This is a genomic window from Streptomyces sp. HNM0575 (genome assembly GCF_012726265.1).
Classification (GTDB): Bacteria; Actinomycetota; Actinomycetes; order Streptomycetales; family Streptomycetaceae; genus Streptomyces.
This window is the reverse complement of record NZ_JAASAG010000004.1, coordinates 1-20,593: the sequence shown is the minus strand read 5'-3', so window position 1 is coordinate 20,593 and position 20,593 is coordinate 1. Positions and strand designations below refer to the sequence as shown.

Sequence of the window (20,593 nt, the reverse complement as noted above, 5' to 3'; positions counted from 1 at the left end):
CACCGCAGTGGCGACATCGGGTCGCCCCACTCGTCGGGCTCGGCCGACGCCAGCGGCGCGGGCAGCCCGGGTCCAGCTCACTTGGACCCGCGCCCCGGAGACAGTCGTGGCCGGTTGGTCCACGAAGCTCGGGGCGCAATGGAGGCCGCTGCTACCGGCCTCGCCCGGGAGCCTCAGCGGCCGAGCGCTGCGGTGACCGGGTGGCCGTACCCGTCGCTGCCCCCGCTGCGTCCTTGCCGGCCTGTGTGCGCCTGCTGGAGGCTCCGCAGATCAGGAATCCGGCCGGCACGCTCAGAATGCTCGGCGAAGTCATCGGCCACACGCTCCAGTCGGCGTACGGGAAGAGGGCGTGGGCGGTGCCCGATACCAAGGGCGACAAGAAGATCAACACCAGATTGATCACCGTGGTCACCAGGACGCAGTGCCTGATCGCGGCAGCCGCGACCGGCCGCTTGCCCAAGCCGTACACCAGCAGTGGCAGCAGCGTCGAGACGGTCTCTGTGTAGGTGAGGACGAGGAAGAACTGGGGGTTCACGTCGATGGTCAGCGCCGCGATCAGGATGCACAAGGCACCCAGGCCCGTCATGACCAGCCGGGCCCGTGCCGCTCCTCCGTCGCGGCGGGCGTCCGGCTTCACCTCGGCGCTGCCGCTTAGGCCCAGGTCGTGCACGATCGACGCTGATCCGGACAGCAGCAGAACGGAGGCGGAGGCGAGGATCGTGAGGAAGACGGCGCACATGATGAAGAACAGGAGCTTGCCCACCTGTCCTGTCTCGCTGCCGTCGAGGGCCATGGCGAGCAATGCCAGGTTCACACCGCCGAACGGCCCCTCCTGGGCCAGCTCCTCACGTCCGACCAGGGCGGCGGTGCCGAAGCCGAGGAACAGGGCCGTAGCGACGAGGAAACACAGCGTCGCCGCGCCCACACCGGCCGCCTTCCGGGCGCTGCGTGTGTCCGGTGTTCCGGCCAGGCGTACGACGATGTGCGGTAGGAAGGCCGCGCCGAACAGCACGCAGCCTGCGTAGGCGAGGAGGTCCAGGTGTCCGGCGACGCCCTCGCCGAAGAGACCGCCGGTGCCGAGATACGCGCCTGCGCCGCCCTGCTTCCGCTGGGCGGTCTCCAGCAGGGTGCCGATGTTCCCGTTGAAACGCAGCATCACCATGACCGCCATCACCGGGGCGATCAGAAGGAAGGAGGCGGCAGTGGCTATCTGGTGCAGTGTCGCGCCGCGGGCGGCGCCGATCGTGGCACAGGCGAGGATCAATCCGCCGGCCAGTATGACGACCAGCCGCTGGGAGAACGTGTCGTCCAACCCGATCAGTTGGGCGGCATGGCCGAGCGGCTGGAGTTGCACGATGAGCAGGGGCACGACCGCAACCAGGCAAGCGCATCCCACCCAGCGTCTGGTGGGCCCGTGCCGCAGGTGGCGGGTGACCATCTCGCCGAAGGTCCGGCCTCTGGCCGCCGGCAGTCTGCCAGCCAGCCAGCGCCGCATCAGCACGGGAGATGCTGCCGCGCACACGAAGAGGACCACTCCGTCCAGACCCCCGACGGCGACGGTGCCGATCAGATAGAGCACGGCGGCGGTGGGCATGATCTCGCTGGCGACGGCCAGGCCGGTGGGCACGCTGCCCAGCTGTTTGCCCTCGCGGAAGAAGCCGTCGCCGATGCGCAGATCCGGGCTGACCCACATGGCCAGGAACAGGCAGGCGCCGATGAACAGCATGAACAGACACACGGCGAGGAAGCGCGGTTCGAAGAAGTCATTCATGGGCCGAACAGCCTGTTCGTGAGGGGGAGGTCATCATGGTTGCTCCGGTGATGAGCGCGAGCCTCGCGGGGCACCAACGCGCTCGGGGTTTCGGCAGGGCGTCGTGGAAGTTACCGGAGGTTACCTGACGGCTCGTGAAGTGGGCGTCCCGTTACACCGCTCTCATCGGGCTCGCGCATCCGATATGCCGCCTGTACACGAGAAGTGCACATGGTCGCAGGCACCGGTTCCGCAACCGATTGGGAATCCAATCGAGCTCAAGCTCGCGATCGGCGAAGGTTCATGGCGCCTTGGGCGAGGAGACCGCGGGTGTCGTCGCCGGCGGCTCCGTCCAGCCACGAGTGACCGGACGTGGTGACGGGGACTCGGTGACGGCCATCACGGCGCAGGGCCCGCGAGGCGCGCTCCCCGGCAATGTGGCCCACGAGTTCGCCTTCGACCGCGGCGGCGCCGACCACCGGCACGAGCGGAAGGACATACTCGATTCGATCAGTTCGTACGGCTGCGGCAGGATCTCACGCATCGATGCCTGCGCCCGGAACGGGAGTTGGGCCGCGTGACGGACGAATCGGTGCACAGAGGAGGGGACGGATGCATGTGGCCGGCGCCAGGTCCGTGGATGGTGGCCGCCGATGACCGGCGAGGACGGCGGGGGGCGGGCGGAGGCCGCAGTGGCGCGCGGTGTCCTCGACCGGCCCGGGCTGACGCCGGGTGAGCGCGAGATCCTGCGGGTGCTGGGCCGGACCGAGGACCCGGGCGGTGTCGGCACACAGATCCTTGTCTCCGTCGGTGCCTCGATCATCGACGGCAGGCTGAAGCCCGGGGACGACCTAAACTCAGTCGATCTCGCACGGCGTTTCCGCAGCAGCCGCACACCGGTCAGGGAGGCGCTCGCGGCCCTGGAGCGCGAGGGGCTGGTCGAGATCGCGGCCCGTAAGCGTCCCCGCGTACGCAGTCTGGGCATCGACGAGGTGCAGGAGATCTACGAGCTGCGCGGTGAACTGTACGGTCTGGTCAGCAGGCGCATCGTCCAGCACTGCACGGACGGGCAGTTGGAGGAGCTGCACGAGGCGCAGGCCGCCCTGGAGGCCGCGGCGGAGGACGGTGACCCCGAGCGCTTCTTCTGGCTGATCGTCGGCTTCCGCAACACCGAAGCACGGCTGGCAGCGAACGAGACGGTGCGTGGCGTCCTGGACTCCGTCGGTATCAGAACGCTGCAACTGCGCCATCTCAGCCTGTCGTTGCCCGGCCGGATGCAGACGTCCACCGAGGACCACCGACGGCTGCTGAAGGCGTACACGGACCGCGAGGCGGACCTCGCGGCGGCACTCAACCGCTCCATTGTCCGGCGCGGTTTCGCGGCGGTGGAAGGCTCGGGCTGGACCGGTTCCTCCAGCTGACCGCGCGGGCGGCGACGGCCGGCGGAGCCTGTCGCCGGTGCCCGGCGGCCCCCCGCCGGGGAGCAGACGAGAGCACCGGGTCTCCTGTCACGACCGCCCCTGCCCGAACAGCTCCCGCGCGCCAAGTATCCGGGCCCGGGCCGACTCGTCCGGTTTCAGCAGCGCGTCCAGCGCCTCGAGCGGGCGGTCGACGCGCATCGGGAAGGGGTAGTCGCTGCCCAGCACGACGCGGCCCGGCCCGGCGAAGTCCAGGAGTCGGCGCAGGGCGCCGTCGTCGTGCAGGACGGTGTCGAAGTACAGGCGACCGGCCAGCCGGCGCGGGCTGAGCGTGCCCGCTGCGCGGGCGGCGGGCGGAGCCGCCGTGAAGCCCCTGTCGAGGCGCCCTATCTGGTACGGGAGGAAGCCGCCGCCGTGCACGAGCAGGACCCGCAGCCCGGGATGGGACTCCAGCACTCCGCCGAGCAGCAGTGCCGCCGCCGCGAACGTCGTCTCCGAGGGGTTGCCGACCAGGATGTGCAGGAACAGCCGCCGCATCCGTTCCGGAACCTCCAGTTCGGCCGGATGCACGATCACCGGCACGTCGAGGTCCTCCACCGCCTGCCAGAACGGCTCGAACATCGGCTCGTCCAGACCCAGTTCGCCCACGCGCGCACCGATCTGGACGGCTTCGTGCCCCAGCTCCGTGACGGCGCGGCGCAGCTCCGCCGCCGCGAACTCCGGTGCCTGGAGCGGCACGGCCGCCGCGATCCGGAACCGGTCGGGGTGTGCGTCGCGCAGAACGGCGGCGGAGTCGTTCTGCACCCGGGCCAGCCACAGGCCGTCCTCGGGCGGCAGTTCGTACCCGGCCAGATCCATCCAGGGGGCGACGAGTTGTGTGTCGACACCGGCCGCCGTCATCCACTCCAGGCGCGCCGTCACGTCGGTGAGCGGCGGGATCAGCGGCAGCCCGCTGAGCCGGCCGCCGACCTCGACGCGGGTGACGGGCCCGCCGGCCGTGTCGGCGGTGACCAGCCGGACCGTGTGGGCGGCGCCCTCGTCGCGGATGCGGTCCACGGCGTGCGTGCCGACGTGGTGGGCGTGGACGTCGATGACGGTCATGAGGCGGCCCCGGCGCCGGAATTGGCTCCGTGGCGTGTCAGTGGTTCCAGCGAGGCGACTACCGCTTCCGGGTTCTCCAGTGGGGTCAGGTGGCGCGTACCCGCTACGACGGTCGCGGCGCCGGTGCCGGTCAGAGCGGCCAACTCCTGCGCCATGGCGGGCGGTGTGGCCCGGTCGTCCTCGCCGACGATGACGGCCGTCGGGTGCGTGGCCCCGGACAGGGACGTCCGCAGGTCGGCGGCGCCGAGCATGGCGCACGTCGCCTCGTAGGCATGGATGTCGTTGGCGGTGAAGACCTCTGTCAGACGCTCCATCAGCTCCGGCTCCCGTTCGCGGAACGCGTCGCCGAACCATCGCGTCAGCTGGAACGGGACCATCGCGGCGAGTCCGTCACGCCGTGCCTTGGCAGCCCGGTCGGCCCAGTCGGCCGGCGCGGTCGGCCCGTACCAGGCGGTGGTGTCGATCAACAGGGCCCCTCGGGTGCGGTCGCGGTGACGTGCGGAGAACGCCTGGGCCACGCAGCCGCCCATCGAGCAGCCCGCGACGACGGTGTCGCGCCAGCCGAGATGGTCGAGCAGATCGGCCAGGTCGTCGGCGAACTGGCCGGTGTCGTACGGGCCTTCGGGCCGTTCCGAGCGGCCGTGGCCCCGGCAGTCGTACGCGAGGATCTCGGTCTCGTCCGCGAGCAGCGGGATCACCCGTGACCACAGCGACCTGTCGAGGGCCAGGCTGTGCACGAACGCGATCCGGGGTGCGCCCTCGGGGGCGGGCATGTGTGTGTACGAGAGGCGGACGCCGTCGCGCGTGCGCCCCTCGCCGTCGACCGTGGTGCGGGTCATCGGTCTTCCTCCTGATGGGGCTCGGTGTTCTCTGCCCGGTGGGCCGCCTCGGTGAGCGCGCGGCGCGAGAACTCCTCGATCATGTGCGTCTTGTACGCGGCTGATCCCTTCACGTCGTCGTACGGCCGGGTCCCGGCCGCCGCTGTGCGCGCTGCCTCGTCGATGAGCCCGGCGTCCACGGGCCGGCCGAGCAGCGGGCCCAGATCGACCGCGACGGGCCCGTCCACGACCGAGCCGACGGCGAGCGTCAGGCGGGACGCCGAGCCGTCGCCGGCCAGGGTGACGGTGGCGGCGACGTGGACGCACGCGTACTCCCACACTCCGCGAGCGAGGAACTTGCGGTACGCGGAACCGGTCCGGCCGTGCTCGGGCCCGTGCGGCGGCAGGACGACGCTTTCGATCAGCTCGCCGGGGCGGAGCCCGTCCGGTCCGGCGAGAGCGTCGATCGCGAGTGTCCGCGTGCCGTCCGCGCTGCGGACGCGGAGGGTGGCGCCGACTGCGGTGAGCGCGACGGGCGGGTCGTGCGTGTCGTCGCGGGCGGCGATGTTCCCACCGATGGTGACGAGGCTGCGGATACGGCCGGTGGCGACGGCCCCGCACGCCTCCGCGACCACGGGCCAGGCATGCGTGAGCGCGTCACTCGCCGCGCACGAGGCGAGAGTCGTGCCCGCGCCGATGACGATCCGGTCGTCCTCCTGGCGTATCGAGGTCAGGCCGGGCAGGCCGGTGACCGAGACCAGCGTCCCGGGCACGGGCGTGCGGTGGTGGCGGGCGAGGGTGTGCCCGACGCCGCCGCCGAGCACGGCGGCGTCGTCGGATGCGAGCAGGGCCAGGGCCTCGTCGAAGGTGCGGGGCACGACGACGGAGACGGGTGGACGGGGCATGTCCACGGGCGCGGATCCCGGTGCGAGCGTGGTCATCGGCCTTCCTTCTCATCGGCTGCGGTGGCCGGTTCCGTCGTCCCGTCGCTGGGCCTTGCCGTGCCGGTACCGTCCGCCGCGGCGGGCCCCGCGGTGTCCTCGCGCATGCCCCAGAAGACCTTCTCCGCCGTGATCGGCAGCTCATGGACACGTACGCCCACCGCGTCCGCGACGGCGCTCGCGATGATCGAGGGGACCGGGTCGAGTGAGATCTCGCCGACGCCCTTGGCGCCGAAGGGACCCGTCGGCTCGTAGGAGTCGGCGAATCCGATGTGCATCTTGCGCGGCATGAGCCCGGCCGTCGGGAGTTTGTAGTCCGAGTAGTCGGGACGGGTCGGGGCGCCGTCACGCCAGGCGAACCGTTCGGTCAGGGCCATCCCGAGGCCCTGTGCGATGCCGCCCTCCACCTGGCCCTCGGCGAGGGGCGGGTTGAGGACCGTGCCGCAGTCGACGACGGCGGACAGCTCCGTGACCGTGACGGCGCCGGTCTCCGGATCGACCTCGACCTCGGCGGCCTCGGCGGCGAAGTTGTAGGCGCCGGACTCGTTTCCGTACCGGGACTGGTCGGGGAATTCGGAGGGATTGTCGAACGAGCCCACTCCGACGACGGGTTGCCCGTCCGGCCGGTACAGCTCGGCCCGCACGACCGTGCCGACCGGTGAGGACACCGGGCCTTGTCCGTCGGCAGCGGCCGGCCCGTGGATCACGCCGTCCGCGACCCACAGTTGGGAAGCGGGTAGGCCCAACTGGCGTGCGGCCGCCTCGAGTAGCTGCGCGCACGCCTGCTCGGCGGCGCGCTTCACGGCGTTGCCGGCGACGTAGGTGACGCGGCTGGCGAGCGCGCCCAGCGCGTGTGTCGTGAGGTCGGTGTCGGGCCGGGACACCGAGACGTCGGCGACGGCGATGCCCAGTTCGGCGGCGGTGATCTGGGCGAGGGTGGTGCGTGCGCCGGTGCCGATCTCGCCCTCGCCGACGATGACCGAGGCGCGTCCGTCCTCGGTGAGCCGCACGAACGCCGAGCTGCCGTCGTAGTCGCCGAAGCTGCGGCGGCCGGACACGTGGACGCTGACGCCCATCGCGAGGCCGCGGTTGGGGGCCGGGTTCGCGCGCTTGCCGTGCCAGTCGATCGCCTCGGCCGCCTTGCTGATGCACTGCTTCAACTCGCAGCTGGTGATCCGGTGGTTGTGCGGGGAGACGCTGCCGGTCTCCACGGCGTTGAGGAGGAACAGGTCGGGCACTTCGATGCCGAGCTTCTCGGCCGCCAGGTCCCACGCCTGGCCGACGGCCCAGTCCGCCGAGGGGTTGCCGAAGCCCCGGAACGCGCCCGTGGGCACGAGGTTGGTGTACACCAGCCGCGAATGCGCCTTCACCGCACGGTAGTTGAAGAGCGCGTCATGCCGTACGGTCGCGGCCCCGAGCACCGCCTGTGCCTTCCCGGTGTAGGCGCCGTTGTCGGCGATCACCGTGATGTCCTTGGCGGTGACGAGGCCGGACGCGGTGAAGCCGAGCTTGACGCGGTAGCGCATGGGAATGCGGGGGCGGCTCGCGAGGAACTCCTCCTCGCGGGTGTTCATCATCTGCACCGCCCTGCCCGTCTTCCGGGCCAGAATCGCGCAGATCACGGACGTGTTGTCGTCGCCCGACTTGCCGCCGAACCCGCCGCCGATCTCGGTCTGCACGACGCGGACGGCACGCAGCGGCAGTCCGAGCGCGGTCGCGTACCGCTGCCGGGCGAGGAACGGAGTCTGGGTGTTGACCCACATCGAGACCCGGTCCTGTGACCACTCGGCGGTGCAGCCGATGGTCTCGATGGACCCGTGCCACTGGCGGGCGGTCTGCCAGACGCCCTCGACGATCACGTCGCTGCGCTCGAACCACTCGTCGGCGCCGCCTCGGTCGAAGGCGAACTCGTGGGCCACATTGCCGGGTGCGTCCTCGTGTACGAGCGGCGCGCCGTCGGCGAGCGCCTCGTCCAGGGAGAGCACGGCGGGCAGCGGCTCGTATGCGACGGAGATCAGCTCGCACGCGCGGCGCGCGGTCTCCAGGTCCCGGGCGGCGACGGCGGCGACCTCGTCTCCCACGTACCGGACCAGGCCGACGGCCAGCGGATACAGGTCGGGCCGGAACGCACCCCACTTGATCTTCGCTGTGTCCTCGCCGGTGATGACGGCGTGCACCCCGGGCAGCCGCCGGGCGCGCGAGGTGTCGATCGACAGGACGCGTGCGTGCGGGTGCGGGGAGCGCAGGACCGCGCCGTAGAGCATCCTGGGCAGCCGGGTGTCGGCCGCGTACGAGGCACGACCCGACACCTTCTCCACGGCGTCGATGCGTTCCACCGCGCTGCCGATGAGCGGGGGCAGCACGGCGCTGCCGAGGTCGAGCCCGGTCGGTGGGGCTTCGGTCGTGGACATCAGCGCAGCTCCTGTCCGGGGGCGGATTCCACGTCGCCGGCACCGGTTTCTCCGGCACCGGTCTCTCCGGCACCGGTCTCTCCGGCACCGGCCTGGAGGGCGACGGCCCGGCGTGCCGAGTCGAGGATCTTCACATAGCCGGTGCAGCGGCAGTAGTTGCCGTCGACGGTGGTGCGCAGCCGTTCCTCATCGGGCGCCGCGTCCTCGTCCAGGAGCGCACGCAGCGCCATGACATGACCCGGTGTGCAGAAGCCGCACTGGAAACCCGCCTCTTCGACGAACGCGCGCTGCACCGGGTCGAGTCCGCCGGGGCCACCGAGATCCTCGATGGTGCGCACGTCCCTGCCTTCGAGGAGGCCGGCCATCTGAAGGCAGGACGGCACGGCCTCGCCGTCCACGATGACGGTGCACGCGCCGCAATACCCGATCTCGCATCCCGACTTGGTGCCGGTGAGGCCGAGATCGTGCCGGAGGACGTCGAGCAGTGGTGCGCCGGGATCCTTGACCTGTATCTCGATGTCCTCGTCATTGAGCCGGAAACGCAGTGGTACGGACATCGCCTTCCTCGCCCTTTCCTCGTCTCGGTCTCGTGGGTGTTTCCGCCTGCGCCGCCGGTGTGCGCGGTGCCGCTCGTCGTCGTCCCGGCAGTCATGGGTCCTCGCCCGTCCATCCGGACCTCTCGATGGCTCTGAGCCCACCCCGGACCAGGGACTGGGTGAGTGCCGAGGCCAGCTCGGCGTCCCGGTCCTCGTAGGCGCGCAGCAGGCGCGCGTGGTCCTGCACGGACGGGGTGAGCCTGCCCGGCAGCGACAGGCTCAGGTGACGGAGCTGGAGCGCGCGGAGGCCGAGTGTGTCCAGCACCCGGCGCAAGGTCGCATCCCTCGCGATGGCCGCCTCGGTGTTGCGGAAGTGCACGTTGACCCAGAAGTAGCGGTCGACGTCGTCGTCTTCAGCCGCCGACTCCAGGCTCCGCTGTTGCACTCGGAGCAGTTCGAGGTCTTCCTCCGTGGCGACCCGGCACACGCAGTTGCTGACGATCGCGTACAACTCGGCGCGCAGGTTGTAGAGCTCCCTGACCTCACTGAGCAGCAGCCGCGCGACCCGGGGCCTGCGACGGGCGGTGATCTGGACGAACCCTTCCCGCTCCAGGATCAGCAGTGCTTCCCTGACCGGCGTCCTGCTGCTGCCGAACGTCCGCGCCAGCTCTACGGAGTTGAGGTCGTCGCCGGGAGCCAGCCTGCCCTCGATGATCTCCGCGGCGACGGCGACGGCTATCTCCCCGGCGATACCGGAGCCCGCGACACCCCGGTTCAGCATCCGGGTCACCTCGTGCCGCCTGGCCGCGTCCCCGATCGTGGGGTATTCGGACGGGATCGGCACGGCGCTCAACGAATGCCGCCCAGTACATCCGGCCAGCGCCTGGTGACACGGTCGAGCAGTTCCTCGCTCGACTCCGCGACACGGGGGAACGATTCGAGACGTTGCCACGGCCGGCACGCGTCGATGACGGCCCGGGTGTTGAACGGCGGCACTCCCTGTTCGCGCAGCGGGTCGACGCGGCTGCCCCACGTCCGGCTCATGGTCTCGATGTCCCCGACCGGGTCCGTGCGCGTACACATCGCCCACACCACGTCGTTGAGGCTGCGCGGATTGACGTCCGCGTCCACGACGACCACGAACTTGTTCATGTATGCGGCGGCCGGTATCTGTGCCGCCAGACAGCCGGCCTGCCTGGCGTGGCCCGCGTACCGCTGGTGGACGGCGACAGCGAGCAACTGGCGCCCGCCGCCCGCCTCGTGGGCCCACACTCCCTCCACGCCGGGCAGGCCCGACCGGATCAGCGCGTCCTGGATCATCGCGGACTTCATGACGCTGCGCATGTACGAGTAGTCGTGCGGCGGCTTTCCCGGAGGTGCGCCGAGTTGGATGGGGTCGTCCCGGTGGTAGATCCGCTCGATGTCCATCGTCAGGACCGGTTCCGTGCCGCCGCTGTAATAGCCGGTCCACTCGCCGAAGGGGCCCTCCTGCTCCCGCCGGCCGGGATAGAGCCATCCCTCGACGGCGATCTCGGCGGTGGCGGGAACGGGCAGCCCGGTGACCTCGCCCCTGATGACGTCGACGGACCTGCCGCGCACGGCGCCCGCGTACTCCAACTCGGAGACCCCCGCGGGCACCTCCGTACCGGCGACGACGAGCAGCAGCGGGTCGTGGCCGAACGACGCCGTTACGGGCGCCCTGCCCTCCCGCGCGAACCACTCCCGCACATGGGCGGCACCGTGCTTGCCCGCCTCGATGTTGACGCTCGCGGCACGTCCGCCGTTCTGCACCTGCATGCGGTAGGCGCCCGCGTTGAGCACACCCGTCTCCGGGTCGGTGGTGAACACGGCGCATCCGGTGCCGATGTACCGTCCGCCATCCGCCTCGTGCCACTGGGGCACGGGGAAGACCAGCAGGTCCGCGGCCTCGGGTCCGGTCACGTTCTCCTTGACCGGACCCGTCTCCACCTCGTTCACGGGATAGCGCGACGCGTTCGCCGCCCACTCTCCGGGCTTGCTGCGCAGCGCCTCGATCAGGGCCCGGTCGTCGAGATCCGTGCCGAGCCGGAGCGTCATGCCGAGGCGGCGGGCGTTGCTCATGGAGGCCGTGAGGACACGCATCCCCGTGGGATAGCCGACGATGTCGTCGAAGACCAGCGCCGGTGGTGCGGCGCTCCTGTAGTTGGCCTCGGAAGCTGCGCCGATCTCCTTGTCCCAATGGGCGCCGCGGATGCTTCTGACCTCGCCGAGCTTCTCGGCGAGCGCCAGCCAGCTCCGCAGGTCGTCCATGTCGTCAAGTGACCCCACGTCACTCATCCTTCGCGCCGCGACGGTAAAGGGAGTCGATGTAGCCCGAATCGCGCAGCTTGTCGACGTAGGAGTTGTCGATGAACGCTCCGGTGTCGTCCGGCATCGTCCCGATGTCCTTGGCGGCGGTGACGGCGAAGGCGTTCTCGACGAGCTTCGGGTCGACCCTCGGATTCCTGGCCCACAGCGGTTTGAAGAAGTCATACGAGTACTCGGCGAGCTCTCTGTCGTCGACGCCGCTGTGCTTCATGATGCTGGCCAGCGCCGCGTCACGGTCGTTGTGCAGCATGGCCAGGCATTCCGCCTCGGACTTGATGAAGGCCGCGACCGCCTTGCGATTGGCGGAGAGATAGTCCGACTTGACCGTGTAGGCGTTGGCCGCGGCAGGCAGGGACGTGAAGTCCATGACCTTCTTGAAGCCCTTCTGCCTCGTCTTGGTGCCCGTGGGCGGCTGGGTCACGATGGCATCCACGGCGCCGTTCTCCAGGGCGGACACCTCGGCGGGCGTCGACTTGAGAAAGACCTTCTCCACGTCCCCCTCGGACCAGCCGTTCTTCTTGATCAGCGCGTCCACGGCCGCGTCGCCCAGCGAGCCGGGTGAACTGAGCCCGATCTTCTTGCCCTTGAGGCCGTCGCCCGGCTTCACGGACTGCCGTCCCCACATCTCCATGTAGTACCGGTTGATCGGCAGTGCGACGTACCGCAGATCGACGCCCTTCAGATTCATCGCCCCGGCCGCCGTCGCCGTGGTGGCTCCCACACCGACCTGGACGCTGTCGCTGACGAGCGCCGCCACCAGCTGCGAGGAGCTGTTGAGAAGAGTGATCTCGACGTCGAGACCGTTCTTCTTGAAGATCCCCTTGTCCTGGCAGATGTACAGATCCGAATAGGCCGCGCCGATGGCGGTGTAGCCGATGGTCATCTTCATGCTCGACGGGTGGACCGACGCGGAACTCGACACCGCACAGCCCGGCACGGTCAGCGTCAGCAGGGCGCCCAGGGGTACGCACAGCCTTCTGGTGATGCGCTTACGCATTGACGGGAGTCCTTTGCTGTCGTGTCATCCGGTCGGTGACTGCCGTCGAGCGGCTCAATCGGATGCCGACCAGAATGTGAACCGGCGCTCCAGGTGACCGACGCCCCGCGTGAGGACGATGGCGACCACGGCGATGACCGCGATGGACGCCATCGCCTCGTCCATCGCGAAGTTCGAGGTCTGGAGCTGCACTTGATAGCCGAGTCCCGAGGAGCCCATGAAGAGCTCAGCGACGATCGCCCCGATCAGCGCGCGGCCGACCGCCTGCCGTATGCCGGCCAGGATGTACGGCAACGTCGCGGGGAAGGCGACGGCCCTGAGCGTGTACAGGCGGGACGCGCAATAGACGCGGGATACCTGCGTGTAGGCGGGGTCCAGATTGCGGCTCCCGGCGATGACATTGATCAGCAGCGGGAACAGCGAGCTCCACACCACGATCACCAGGCGCGCGTTCATCTCTATCCCGAACCAGAAGATGAGCATCGGCAGAAAGACCACGTACGGAACCGAGTACATGATGCTGATCAGCGGGTCCGTCAGGCCATGAAGGTATTTGTTGCGCCCGATCAGCAGGCCGGCCGGGATGCCGGCGACGACCGAGATCGCCATGCCGAGCGCCACGATGGAGAGCGTCGAACCGAGCGGCGCCCAGATCGCCCCCGAACCGATCGAGCCGATCAGGGCCAGAAAGGCACCGGACGGCGAGCTGCTGAAGTTGGGGTCGACGATGCCGGTGACGGCGCAGAGCTGCCATGCGCCCAGTACCACCGCGACTCCCACGACACCGAGGGCCAGATTGAGGTGGCGGCTCGACGTACGGCGCGGACGCGGCCCGGCCATGCGCACTGGCGGCCGGACGCTATCCGGCGACAGTTGTGTGGCTGTCATGGTCACTCGCCCTTCGGCCTGGTTGGGACCGGCTCATCACGAGCCGCAGGATGTGGTCACTGATCGCCTGGAATTCGGCGGACCGCTTGACGGCGGCGTCGCGCGGTCGCGGCAGGTCGACGTTCACGACCTCGAGCAGGCGGGCGGGCCCGTCGGAGAACACGACCACCCGGTCCGCGAGGAACACGGCCTCCGGCACGTCGTGGGTGACGAAGACGGCGGTCTTGCCCTTGCCGGTCCTGTCGGCCTGCCAGATCCGGGTCAGCTCCTCCTGCATGACCTCCCTGGTCTGCGCGTCGAGCGCGGAGAAGGGCTCGTCCAGCAGGAGCAGGTCCGGATCAGTCGCCAGGGCGCGGGCCAGATTGACGCGCTGCCCCATGCCCCCGGAGAGCTCGCGCGGGTACTTCCCCTCCTTGCCGGAGAGTCCGACCAGCTCCACGAGCCCGGCGACCCGCTCCTTGCCCTTCGTGTCGAGCCGCCGCTGTGCCTTGAGACCGAACGCGATGTTGGCCTCCACCGTGCGCCACGGGAAGAGGGACGCCTGCTGAAAGACGAGTGAACGGTCCGGCGAAGGGCCCTGAATCTGCTCCCCGTTGAGCTCCAGCCGCCCCGAGGACACCGGCAGCAGACCGGCCACAGCGCTGAGGAAGGAGGTCTTCCCGCAACCGCTGGGGCCCACGATCGCAACGAATTCACCTTCGGCGACATCGAACGACAGCCCATCGCACGCGAGGGAGAACGAACCGGTACGGGCCGACCGGTACCCGAGTGTCACGTCACCGACGAGCAGTTTCTGAAGGGGTTGATTCACGGAGCCTCCTTCGGAGGGGAGCCGGCCGTACCGGCGTTGCGGCCGACCGGATCGGGCGGGAAGGGGCGCTCCGGCCACAATCACCCGTCACGACACCGTCCATGAAGTGTCGACACTAGGATTCAAGCAGCGGCATCAACCGGTGTCCATAGAGCTGCAACCACTTGTCCCCGTTGTTTCCGTCGCCCCGGCCCGCGCCCCCGAACCCCGGCTGAAATCCTGCGGGAGCGCCGCACCGCCTCGCCCCTCCGCACCCCGCTCTTCCTGCACTTGAACAAGTCGATACGCGCACACGAAGCACTAGACCACCGACGACGAGAAGTGCCCCCACCCCGGGCCCGCCGACATCGCATCCCGCCGCTCCGCACAGAAAGCGGGGGACTGCGTCTGCGGCGAATTCGGCTGGCTATTCCCTCTATCGGTTAAGTGTCGACACTAGCCTTCGGAAGGCGGAGGACGGGATGTGTGGTCGGTCCGGTGATCGTCGGCAGTCGTTCGGTGTCGTCGGGTTCGGGGAACAGGATGCTGTGGGCGGGCATGGGGCCTTGCACCTCCCGGCTCATGCGGCAGGCGGCCGGCGGACACGGAGCAGCCGGCCACGCAGAGGCCATCGGCACGGGGCGTGCGGGTAAGGGCGAGCCTCACCGCCCTCGCCCATGGTGCGTTCGATCGTCATCATGTGCCGGAGCGGAACCTGCCGGCACAGCCGCGAAAGCCGGCGGGCGAAGGCGCCCGCTGCGGAGGCGTCCACTGGGGACGTCTCACGCCCCCTCCCCGGCGGCCCGCCCCGGCAGTAGCGTGACGGGCATCACACTTCCGTCGAGGGGTATGTGATGCGGCAGGAAGACCCGTCGGCCCGGCTGACGATCCACGTGGCAGGAGACGCGATATGGCGGCACCGTCCCGTCTTCGCGGAGATCGTGCACCGGGCGCACAAGCAGGGCCTGCGAGGAGCCAGCGTCTTCCACGGGTTCCAGGGCTTCGGACGGCACCACCGCATTCACCGGTCGCGCCCGTTCCGCCTGGCTGATCACGGGCCCTGCGTGGTGGTGGTCGTGGACAGCGAGGAGCGGTTGCGGATCTTCGCCGACTCGCTGCACGACGTCCTGGCCGTCGGCGGTACGGTCCTGCTGGAACGCGTGCGGATCTACCGGCCCGCCCGCCGGTAGCGCCCACGAGCGCGCCGAGCGCGCCGGGCCGGTCGCGGGCTCGTTCACTGCACGTCCTTTGTGCCCCGGCGCCCGCCCCGTGCCTGCTCCGGCGCCCGTTTCCGGCTTCGGCGCGTCTGGTCGACGCGCCGCGCAGGCCGCCTTGACCTGCGACGAAGGTGGGGGTTCACTCTGGTTCAGGCGATGGATCCCGCCCGGGCCGCCCTTGAGGCCCGAACCGCCCTTTCGGGCTGATGGTTCCTGACCGAGGTGTCAGGACCGCATGCCCAAGGAGGTGCCCGGTGGAGTCGCCCCTTTCCCGGCGCAGCAGTGCTCTCTGCTGTTCGTCTGCCGCCGTCGGCGCTCTCCCGGCCGGCTCCGGTCCCGTCACCTTTCCGGATGTGCTCAACTCCCGTGACGAGAACGGAACTTCAGCCATGAACTGCTATGACTGCCTCTGCGAAGACCACAGCACCCCGGCGGTGGCGGTGTGCAAACGATGCGGCGCGTGCGTGTGCACCAGCCACACGCACGCGGCGCCCCAGACGCTGCGCCGTGGTTCCGGTCTCGGCCGGACCCATCTGCCGCGCCCGGCCCGCCGGATGACTTGCACGACCTGCTACAAGGCGGAAGTCCAGCCGTAGGCGTGGGGGAGAGGACGCGGATCCGGGCAGCGCGGCCTCCGTCCGGCCCGAGGCCCGGACGGGCAGGAGGGCTTGGGAGTCTGCGTCCGGGCCCGGGCTGCGTCCTTGGCGTTTCATCGTCGCCTTCGGCGCCGTCAGCTTGCTCGCCGACGTGGTCTACGAGGGCGCGCGCTCGGTCACCGGGCCGCTTCTGGCGTCGCTCGGCGCCTCGGCACTGGTGGTCGGCGTGGTCACCGGCGCCGGGGAGGTGGCGGCCCTGGGTCTGCGTCTGATCTCGGGCCCGCTGGCGGACCGTACGCAACGCTTCTGGGGTCTGGCCATCGCCGGAACGCGCTCACGGTGATCGCCGTGCCGCTGCTCGGGGTGCTCGGGGTGCCCGGGGTGCTGTGGGCGGCGTGCGTGCTGGTGATCGCCGAACGCGTCGGCAAGGCTATGCGCAGTCCCGCGAAGGACTCGCTGCTCTCCTACACGACGGCGGCAACCGGGCGCGGGCGGGGCTTCGCCGTGCACGAGGCACTGGACCAGGCCGGTGCGCTGGCCGGGCCGCTGGCGGTTGCCGGCGTGCTCGCCGTGAGCGGGGGCCGTTACGGACCGGCCCTCGGAATGCTCGCCCTGCCCGGCGCGGCCGTGCCGGCGGTGCTGGTGTGGCTGCGGGTGCGTGTGCCCGACCCCGCCGGTTACGAGTGGGATCTGGCCGCATCGCCGCGGCCGCCCGGCGGGGCAGGATGCCGGGGGGTGCCGGGCCGGTTCTGGCACTGCGCGGCTTCCACGGCGGCCACGACGGCGGGCCTTGTCACCTTCGGTGTTCTCTCCTTCTACCTCGTACACGCCGGCCTACTCGCCACGGCCCTGGTTCCGGTGCTGTACGCGGCGGCGATGGGCGTCGACGCCCTGGTGGCGCTGACCACCGGCTGGGCCTACGACCGTGTGGGAGCGCGGGTGTTGCCGGTGTTGCCTCTGCTGACGGCGGCCGTTCCGGCGCTGGCGTTCAACAACGCCCTCGCGGTCGCGGCGACGGGCTGGCTGGTGTGGGGCACCGCGACGGGGGTTCAGGAATCCACCCTCCGCGCCGTCGTCGTCGACCTCGTCCCCGTCTCCCGCCGCGGCACCGCATACGGAATCTTCGCCAGCGTGGTCGGAGCGGCGATCCTGGCAGGCGGCGCGCTGACCGGAGCCCTCTACGAGCACTCGGTCCCGCTGCTGGTGGGGGTGGTTGTGGCTTTGCAGGCGGTGGCTTCGGCGTGGTTCGTGGTGGCCAAGCCCCGCTGAATCACCCTCTCCAAGTCGCCGCCGCCGGCCGCGCATCACCGGCGGCTGGCCTGAAGCGAGCACACCGCGGGGCCGGCATGAGCGAAGCGTTGAGGCCTCGCTCAGGGTGCAACTGCTTTTCACGGTCAACGAGGTCAGCAGCGGCGAGTTGGCAATCAGCGCCCGCCCTCGCTTTCGCACCCTTCCCTGGAGCCCAGTGATGGCATTGCGGTTCGCCACATTGATGCCTTGCCTGTCCAAACGGCGGTAAATCAGTGCTGCGTGGGCGGGACGCGCCAGCAGCTGCACGGGCCGGTATTTGCAGAGGAGGGGCTCGGCATCTGCCCCAGGGTGACGTCTGTCGACCTGTCGGCCGCAGTTACCGGAAATGCGCAGCCCGTGACTCTGCCAACTGTCTGGTCGGGAATTGTTCAGGTGGTGACGGTTCGGTCTCCGCGCGATTCTGAGTCTGTGGCAGGGAAGCAGACGCCGATGGTTGCCTGATCTCGTCATCCAGCGCCGACACAGCGCTCTGCAACACCTCGGGACCGACGATGTTGATCAGGCGCAATCCGCTTATCGGTGGCACGGTGTCCTAGCCCCTGCCGATGCGAAGATTCCCGCTGCCCTGGGCACTGACGCCCACTCACTGGAGGGCCTCGACGCCCGGCTCGCCGACCTGACGGAGATCTTGACCGTCAAACGCCGACACCTGGGCCGTCTACTCACCGCCTTCGCCCGGCGTCGCGAAGAACTCATGGCCGGGAACATGCCGTTCACCAAGCCGGAGCAAGTGTCGCAAGTACTGGAGGAGATGTGCGGCGGCCTCTAATGGCTGGCCGTGAAACACCCACAAGACGCCGTATACGAGGCGTGCGCACAGACAGGGCTGCTGCTGGGCATTTCCTCGATGACCTGCAACCGACGGCGGTTGTTGACACAGACCCACCAGATTTGCCCACAGCGCGGCGGCGCCTTCCGCGGCCACGGTCGGTGGCGGCAGCACCTGCACCACCCGGGCCTCCGCAGCGAGTTGACGACGGCACCGGCGCCGCCAGCTCACCCGCCCCCAGATGACCGAGACCACCGCCACCATCAGTACCGGAGCCGCGAGCGGCCACCACTCCAGCACCATGTGCTGAAGCCGGGCGAGCAGCGACTGCGTCACGCGCCACGGATCACGCAGATAGTGACCGAGAAGGAAGTCCGTCGCCGTCGAGCCACCGGAGCTGCCGGAGGCCGGTGAGACGAGGTTCAAGCGCAGAACACGATCAACCATGTGGTGAACAGTCCTCTCTCGACGACTCCTTACGCGGCGCGCTCCTCTTCGCGTTCCGGCACCCGGGTATTGCTGAGCCGCCGGTTCCGCTGCCGCCGGGAAGGCTGGGAGACCAGGCGCAGGTGCCGGCCCGAGCGGGGCGTGCTCTCGTGTCGGGTTCGGCGCTTGGCGTCGACTCGGCCGTTCGCCTACGACTTGAGGGCGGCGAGGAAGCGTCGGCTGAAGAGGTAGGCGTCGCCGGGCCAGCGGGCGGAGACGTAATTACGGTCCTCGACGACGAACGCGGGGCCGTCGTCGGTGGCGGTGCCCCGGGCGGTGCCCGCACGCGGGCCCCTGCGGAACTGCTTGCCGGGCACGTCGAGGGTAGCCTTCACCTCGTCCTCCACGTACGTGGGATACGTGCGGTAGTAGCGGCCCAGCTTCCAGGCTGTGAGCAAGTAGGCGGCGCGCTCCATGTACTTGGGCAGGCACGTCGTCTCGCGGTCCGCCAGCACGCTGCGGCCGGACTCCGCGTCGCGGGTGCGCGCGAGGACGATCACGCCGTGGCAGATCGCCCCGACGGGACGGCCCAGACCCCAGAACCGGGCGACCTTGTCCCGCAGTACGGCCGAGCCGAGGTACTGGCGCATGCCGGGCGCGTGCCCGCCGGGCAGCACCAGCCCGTCGTACGCCGCAGGGTTGATGTCCGCCCAGGCGACGGTCGCCTGGAACTCGGCGCTGGCACGAAGCTGACCGTAGAACTCCTTGGCCTCGTCCTCGGCACCGAGCTTCCCGAACAACACACCGGTCAGCAGGCGGGGATCGGCGGCGGGCACCGTACCGGCCGACTCGGTGGCGAACGTGACCTGATGGCCCGCGTCGGTCAACAGGCGCCAGGGGACGGCGACTTCGGTGACGTCGAAGTCGCGGTCGGGCAGGGGCATCAGCACACGCATGAGGTGATCTCTCCAGTCGTGGGGAGCCTGATGATGCCAGAGGGGCAACCCAGGTCTGTGCCAGGGCCATTCGTACGGGGCGGTCCCGACTCTGCGCAGCGATCCGGGAGTTCGCCGGGCAAGGGACGAGGAGGGGTTGAGACGGTTGAACCTAATGGCCGCCTCACCGCACGGGACACCGTCTTGGAGCTCGTGGCCCCGAGGAGTTCACGCCGTGTGGCGTAGCACCTGTGTGCTGTGACGACGGTTCTGGGCGACCGTGGTGACCGGGAAGGGGATGCCGGGCGAGGGAAGGCAGCGCGCTGTGGACGAGAGCCGGCATGACGGCCGCCGTGTTGCTGCTGATCTCTCCGAGGGGTTCGGGGAGCGCCTGCTGGGGCTGCTTCTGGACAGGGCGCACGAGATGTCGCCGCACTTGATCGCCCCGCTGGTGGCGGAAGAGATCAGCCGGATCGGCGGCCGGAGAATCTAGATCCACCTTCAGGACCATGACCCGCGCCTGCTGGTGCCCCTCCCAGGCCGGGACTCATGGACGGTCATCCGACCGTCCTCGACGGCTCGATGGCGGGGAGGGCGCTGATGGACCGGCGTCCGCTCCGGGAGCAGCAGGCAGACGGGGTGCGGATGTATCTGCCGCTGCTCGACGGCAGCGATGAGGTCGGCGTCCTGTCCCTCACGTTGGACTCTGTCGGGGAGCACGATCTGCGGCTGCTGGGCCGGCTGGCGAGCCTGGTCGCGGATATTCTCGTCACCAAGAGCCATTACACGGACCAGTTCTTCATGGCCCGGTGCCAGGGCGCCCCGATGAGCGTCCCGGCCGAGATCCAGCGCAAGCTGCTTCCGCCGCTGTCGATGACGCCCCCATAGGTTTCCGTCGCCGGTCTCCTAGAGCCCACGTATGAGGTCGCCGGGGACAGCCTGGACTACGTCCTCAACGAGGACATCCTTCACGCGGCCATCATCGACGCGATGGGGCACGGACTGAAAGCCGCGGGACTGGCGACCGTGGCCATGGGCGCCTACCGGCACGCCCGGCGCTCGGACGTCTAGCGGGGAGCAGTTCGGCGAGCAGCGCCTGATCGACACCATCGAGCACATCTCCCCGCAGACCTCCGGAGTGACCCACCTGGTGCGCCGGCTCTCCACCGACCTGAAACGTCAACGCGGTGGCGTCACCAGCGACGACGCCACACTCCTCTGTGGCTGCTCCTGGAGGTGATGGCACGGCCATTGTGGAGGGTGGCGGGTTCGCGGGCGCTAGCGGGAAGCCCTGCTCTGAAGCCCAGTTCTACTTCGAGGAGAGTGACAGTGCCTCGTCGCCA

General features: G+C 69.8%; 19 protein-coding genes, 1 pseudogene and 1 riboswitch. Of the genes and pseudogenes, 7 read left to right on the top strand and 13 right to left on the bottom strand.

All coding sequences use genetic code 11. From position 1 onward, the window contains the following. Window positions 1–151 precede the first annotated feature (151 nt). Window positions 152–1,771: a hypothetical protein gene (locus HCC61_RS11555; protein WP_169135300.1), complete on the bottom strand. Its 1,620-nt coding sequence runs from the start codon at window positions 1,769–1,771 to the stop codon at window positions 152–154. A 290-nt stretch (window positions 1,772–2,061) separates the two neighbouring features. On the opposite strand from HCC61_RS11555, the gene HCC61_RS11550 reads away from it, so the two are divergent. Together HCC61_RS11550 and HCC61_RS11545 are read left to right on the top strand one after the other, a co-directional pair. Continuing rightward, window positions 2,062–2,331 carry a hypothetical protein gene (locus tag HCC61_RS11550; RefSeq protein ID WP_169135299.1) on the top strand — a complete coding sequence of 90 codons (270 nt, stop codon included), beginning with the start codon at window positions 2,062–2,064 and terminating at the stop codon, window positions 2,329–2,331. Between the two features lie 72 nt (window positions 2,332–2,403). Beyond that, the gene (locus tag HCC61_RS11545; RefSeq protein ID WP_169135298.1) at window positions 2,404–3,171 is read left to right on the top strand and encodes a GntR family transcriptional regulator; all 768 of its coding nucleotides are present in this window, start codon (window positions 2,404–2,406) and stop codon (window positions 3,169–3,171) included. An 87-nt stretch (window positions 3,172–3,258) separates the two neighbouring features. On the opposite strand, the gene HCC61_RS11540 is transcribed toward HCC61_RS11545, so the two are convergent. The 10 genes from HCC61_RS11540 to HCC61_RS11495 all read right to left on the bottom strand — a co-directional run bounded on the left by HCC61_RS11540 (window position 3,259) and on the right by HCC61_RS11495 (window position 14,017). Further along, window positions 3,259–4,269, bottom strand: a complete 1,011-nt coding sequence (locus tag HCC61_RS11540) for an amidohydrolase family protein (protein WP_169135297.1) — start codon at window positions 4,267–4,269, stop codon at window positions 3,259–3,261. Continuing rightward, on the bottom strand, window positions 4,266–5,108 hold the full coding sequence (locus HCC61_RS11535) for an alpha/beta fold hydrolase (protein WP_169135296.1): 843 nt from the start codon (window positions 5,106–5,108) through the stop codon (window positions 4,266–4,268). Before HCC61_RS11535 ends, HCC61_RS11540 begins: the two co-directional genes overlap by 4 nt. After that, window positions 5,105–6,028 (bottom strand): FAD binding domain-containing protein, encoded by a 924-nt coding sequence (locus HCC61_RS11530; protein ID WP_169135295.1) that lies wholly within the window; start codon window positions 6,026–6,028, stop codon window positions 5,105–5,107. Before HCC61_RS11530 ends, HCC61_RS11535 begins: the two co-directional genes overlap by 4 nt. Beyond that, window positions 6,025–8,439, bottom strand: coding sequence for a xanthine dehydrogenase family protein molybdopterin-binding subunit (locus HCC61_RS11525; protein ID WP_169135294.1), 2,415 nt, complete (start codon window positions 8,437–8,439; stop codon window positions 6,025–6,027). Before HCC61_RS11525 ends, HCC61_RS11530 begins: the two co-directional genes overlap by 4 nt. Continuing rightward, window positions 8,439–8,996, bottom strand: a complete 558-nt coding sequence (locus HCC61_RS11520; protein ID WP_169135293.1) for a (2Fe-2S)-binding protein — start codon at window positions 8,994–8,996, stop codon at window positions 8,439–8,441. Before HCC61_RS11520 ends, HCC61_RS11525 begins: the two co-directional genes overlap by 1 nt. 91 nt (window positions 8,997–9,087) lie before the next feature. After that, window positions 9,088–9,819, bottom strand: a complete 732-nt coding sequence (locus HCC61_RS11515; protein ID WP_206322389.1) for a GntR family transcriptional regulator — start codon at window positions 9,817–9,819, stop codon at window positions 9,088–9,090. Between the two features lie 5 nt (window positions 9,820–9,824). Next, a complete protein-coding gene (locus HCC61_RS11510) occupies window positions 9,825–11,282 on the bottom strand; it encodes a UbiD family decarboxylase (RefSeq protein WP_169135292.1) in 1,458 nt (485 codons plus the stop codon). A 1-nt stretch (window position 11,283) separates the two neighbouring features. Next, the gene (locus HCC61_RS11505; RefSeq protein WP_169135291.1) at window positions 11,284–12,318 is read right to left on the bottom strand and encodes an ABC transporter substrate-binding protein; all 1,035 of its coding nucleotides are present in this window, start codon (window positions 12,316–12,318) and stop codon (window positions 11,284–11,286) included. A gap of 54 nt (window positions 12,319–12,372) precedes the next feature. After that, entirely contained in the window at window positions 12,373–13,206 is an 834-nt protein-coding gene (locus tag HCC61_RS11500; protein ID WP_169135290.1) for an ABC transporter permease, read from the bottom strand. Beyond that, entirely contained in the window at window positions 13,178–14,017 is an 840-nt protein-coding gene (locus HCC61_RS11495) for an ABC transporter ATP-binding protein (protein WP_169135289.1), read from the bottom strand. The genes HCC61_RS11500 and HCC61_RS11495 overlap by 29 nt, the downstream gene beginning before the upstream one ends. An 833-nt stretch (window positions 14,018–14,850) precedes the next feature. Between HCC61_RS11495 and HCC61_RS11490 the strand changes: the two genes are divergently transcribed. The 4 genes from HCC61_RS11490 to HCC61_RS11480 all read left to right on the top strand — a co-directional run bounded on the left by HCC61_RS11490 (window position 14,851) and on the right by HCC61_RS11480 (window position 17,078). Further along, window positions 14,851–15,186, top strand: a complete 336-nt coding sequence (locus HCC61_RS11490; RefSeq protein WP_169135288.1) for a DUF190 domain-containing protein — start codon at window positions 14,851–14,853, stop codon at window positions 15,184–15,186. Window positions 15,187–15,356: 170 nt separating this feature from the next. After that, a riboswitch (Fluoride riboswitch) is annotated at window positions 15,357–15,436 on the top strand. After that, complete coding sequence (locus HCC61_RS31480; protein ID WP_346777144.1) at window positions 15,420–15,809, top strand: DUF2180 family protein; 390 nt, start codon at window positions 15,420–15,422, stop codon at window positions 15,807–15,809. Its footprint overlaps the riboswitch before it by 17 nt. Before the next feature lie 151 nt (window positions 15,810–15,960). Further along, on the top strand, window positions 15,961–16,152 hold the full coding sequence (locus tag HCC61_RS30185) for a hypothetical protein (RefSeq protein ID WP_206322388.1): 192 nt from the start codon (window positions 15,961–15,963) through the stop codon (window positions 16,150–16,152). A gap of 5 nt (window positions 16,153–16,157) precedes the next feature. Further along, a complete protein-coding gene (locus HCC61_RS11480) occupies window positions 16,158–17,078 on the top strand; it encodes an MFS transporter (protein WP_206322387.1) in 921 nt (306 codons plus the stop codon). A 700-nt stretch (window positions 17,079–17,778) separates the two neighbouring features. Here the strand turns inward: HCC61_RS11480 and HCC61_RS11475 are convergent. Together HCC61_RS11475 and HCC61_RS11470 are read right to left on the bottom strand one after the other, a co-directional pair. Then, the gene (locus HCC61_RS11475; protein WP_169135286.1) at window positions 17,779–18,336 is read right to left on the bottom strand and encodes a hypothetical protein; all 558 of its coding nucleotides are present in this window, start codon (window positions 18,334–18,336) and stop codon (window positions 17,779–17,781) included. Between the two features lie 188 nt (window positions 18,337–18,524). Beyond that, window positions 18,525–19,271, bottom strand: a complete 747-nt coding sequence (locus HCC61_RS11470; protein ID WP_169135285.1) for a type 1 glutamine amidotransferase domain-containing protein — start codon at window positions 19,269–19,271, stop codon at window positions 18,525–18,527. Between the two features lie 277 nt (window positions 19,272–19,548). Between HCC61_RS11470 and HCC61_RS11465 the strand changes: the two are divergent. Further along, a pseudogene (locus HCC61_RS11465) lies at window positions 19,549–20,490 on the top strand (hypothetical protein). Window positions 20,491–20,593: the final 103 nt, after the last annotated feature.

Bases quoted from the DNA above. Each gene is read 5' to 3' on its own strand.
- HCC61_RS31480 (WP_346777144.1), top strand. From the start codon at position 15,420: ATGGTTCCTGACCGAGGTGTCAGGACCGCATGCCCAAGGAGGTGCCCG.
- HCC61_RS11475 (WP_169135286.1), bottom strand. From the start codon at position 18,336: ATGGTTGATCGTGTTCTGCGCTTGAACCTCGTCTCACCGGCCTCCGGC.
- HCC61_RS11530 (WP_169135295.1), bottom strand. From the start codon at position 6,028: ATGACCACGCTCGCACCGGGATCCGCGCCCGTGGACATGCCCCGTCCA.
- HCC61_RS11470 (WP_169135285.1), bottom strand. From the start codon at position 19,271: ATGCGTGTGCTGATGCCCCTGCCCGACCGCGACTTCGACGTCACCGAA.
- HCC61_RS11535 (WP_169135296.1), bottom strand. From the start codon at position 5,108: ATGACCCGCACCACGGTCGACGGCGAGGGGCGCACGCGCGACGGCGTC.
- HCC61_RS11540 (WP_169135297.1), bottom strand. From the start codon at position 4,269: ATGACCGTCATCGACGTCCACGCCCACCACGTCGGCACGCACGCCGTG.
- HCC61_RS11520 (WP_169135293.1), bottom strand. From the start codon at position 8,996: ATGTCCGTACCACTGCGTTTCCGGCTCAATGACGAGGACATCGAGATA.
- HCC61_RS11525 (WP_169135294.1), bottom strand. From the start codon at position 8,439: ATGTCCACGACCGAAGCCCCACCGACCGGGCTCGACCTCGGCAGCGCC.
- HCC61_RS11505 (WP_169135291.1), bottom strand. From the start codon at position 12,318: ATGCGTAAGCGCATCACCAGAAGGCTGTGCGTACCCCTGGGCGCCCTG.
- HCC61_RS11545 (WP_169135298.1), top strand. From the start codon at position 2,404: ATGACCGGCGAGGACGGCGGGGGGCGGGCGGAGGCCGCAGTGGCGCGC.
- HCC61_RS11555 (WP_169135300.1), bottom strand. From the start codon at position 1,771: ATGAATGACTTCTTCGAACCGCGCTTCCTCGCCGTGTGTCTGTTCATG.
- HCC61_RS11500 (WP_169135290.1), bottom strand. From the start codon at position 13,206: ATGACAGCCACACAACTGTCGCCGGATAGCGTCCGGCCGCCAGTGCGC.
- HCC61_RS11490 (WP_169135288.1), top strand. From the start codon at position 14,851: ATGCGGCAGGAAGACCCGTCGGCCCGGCTGACGATCCACGTGGCAGGA.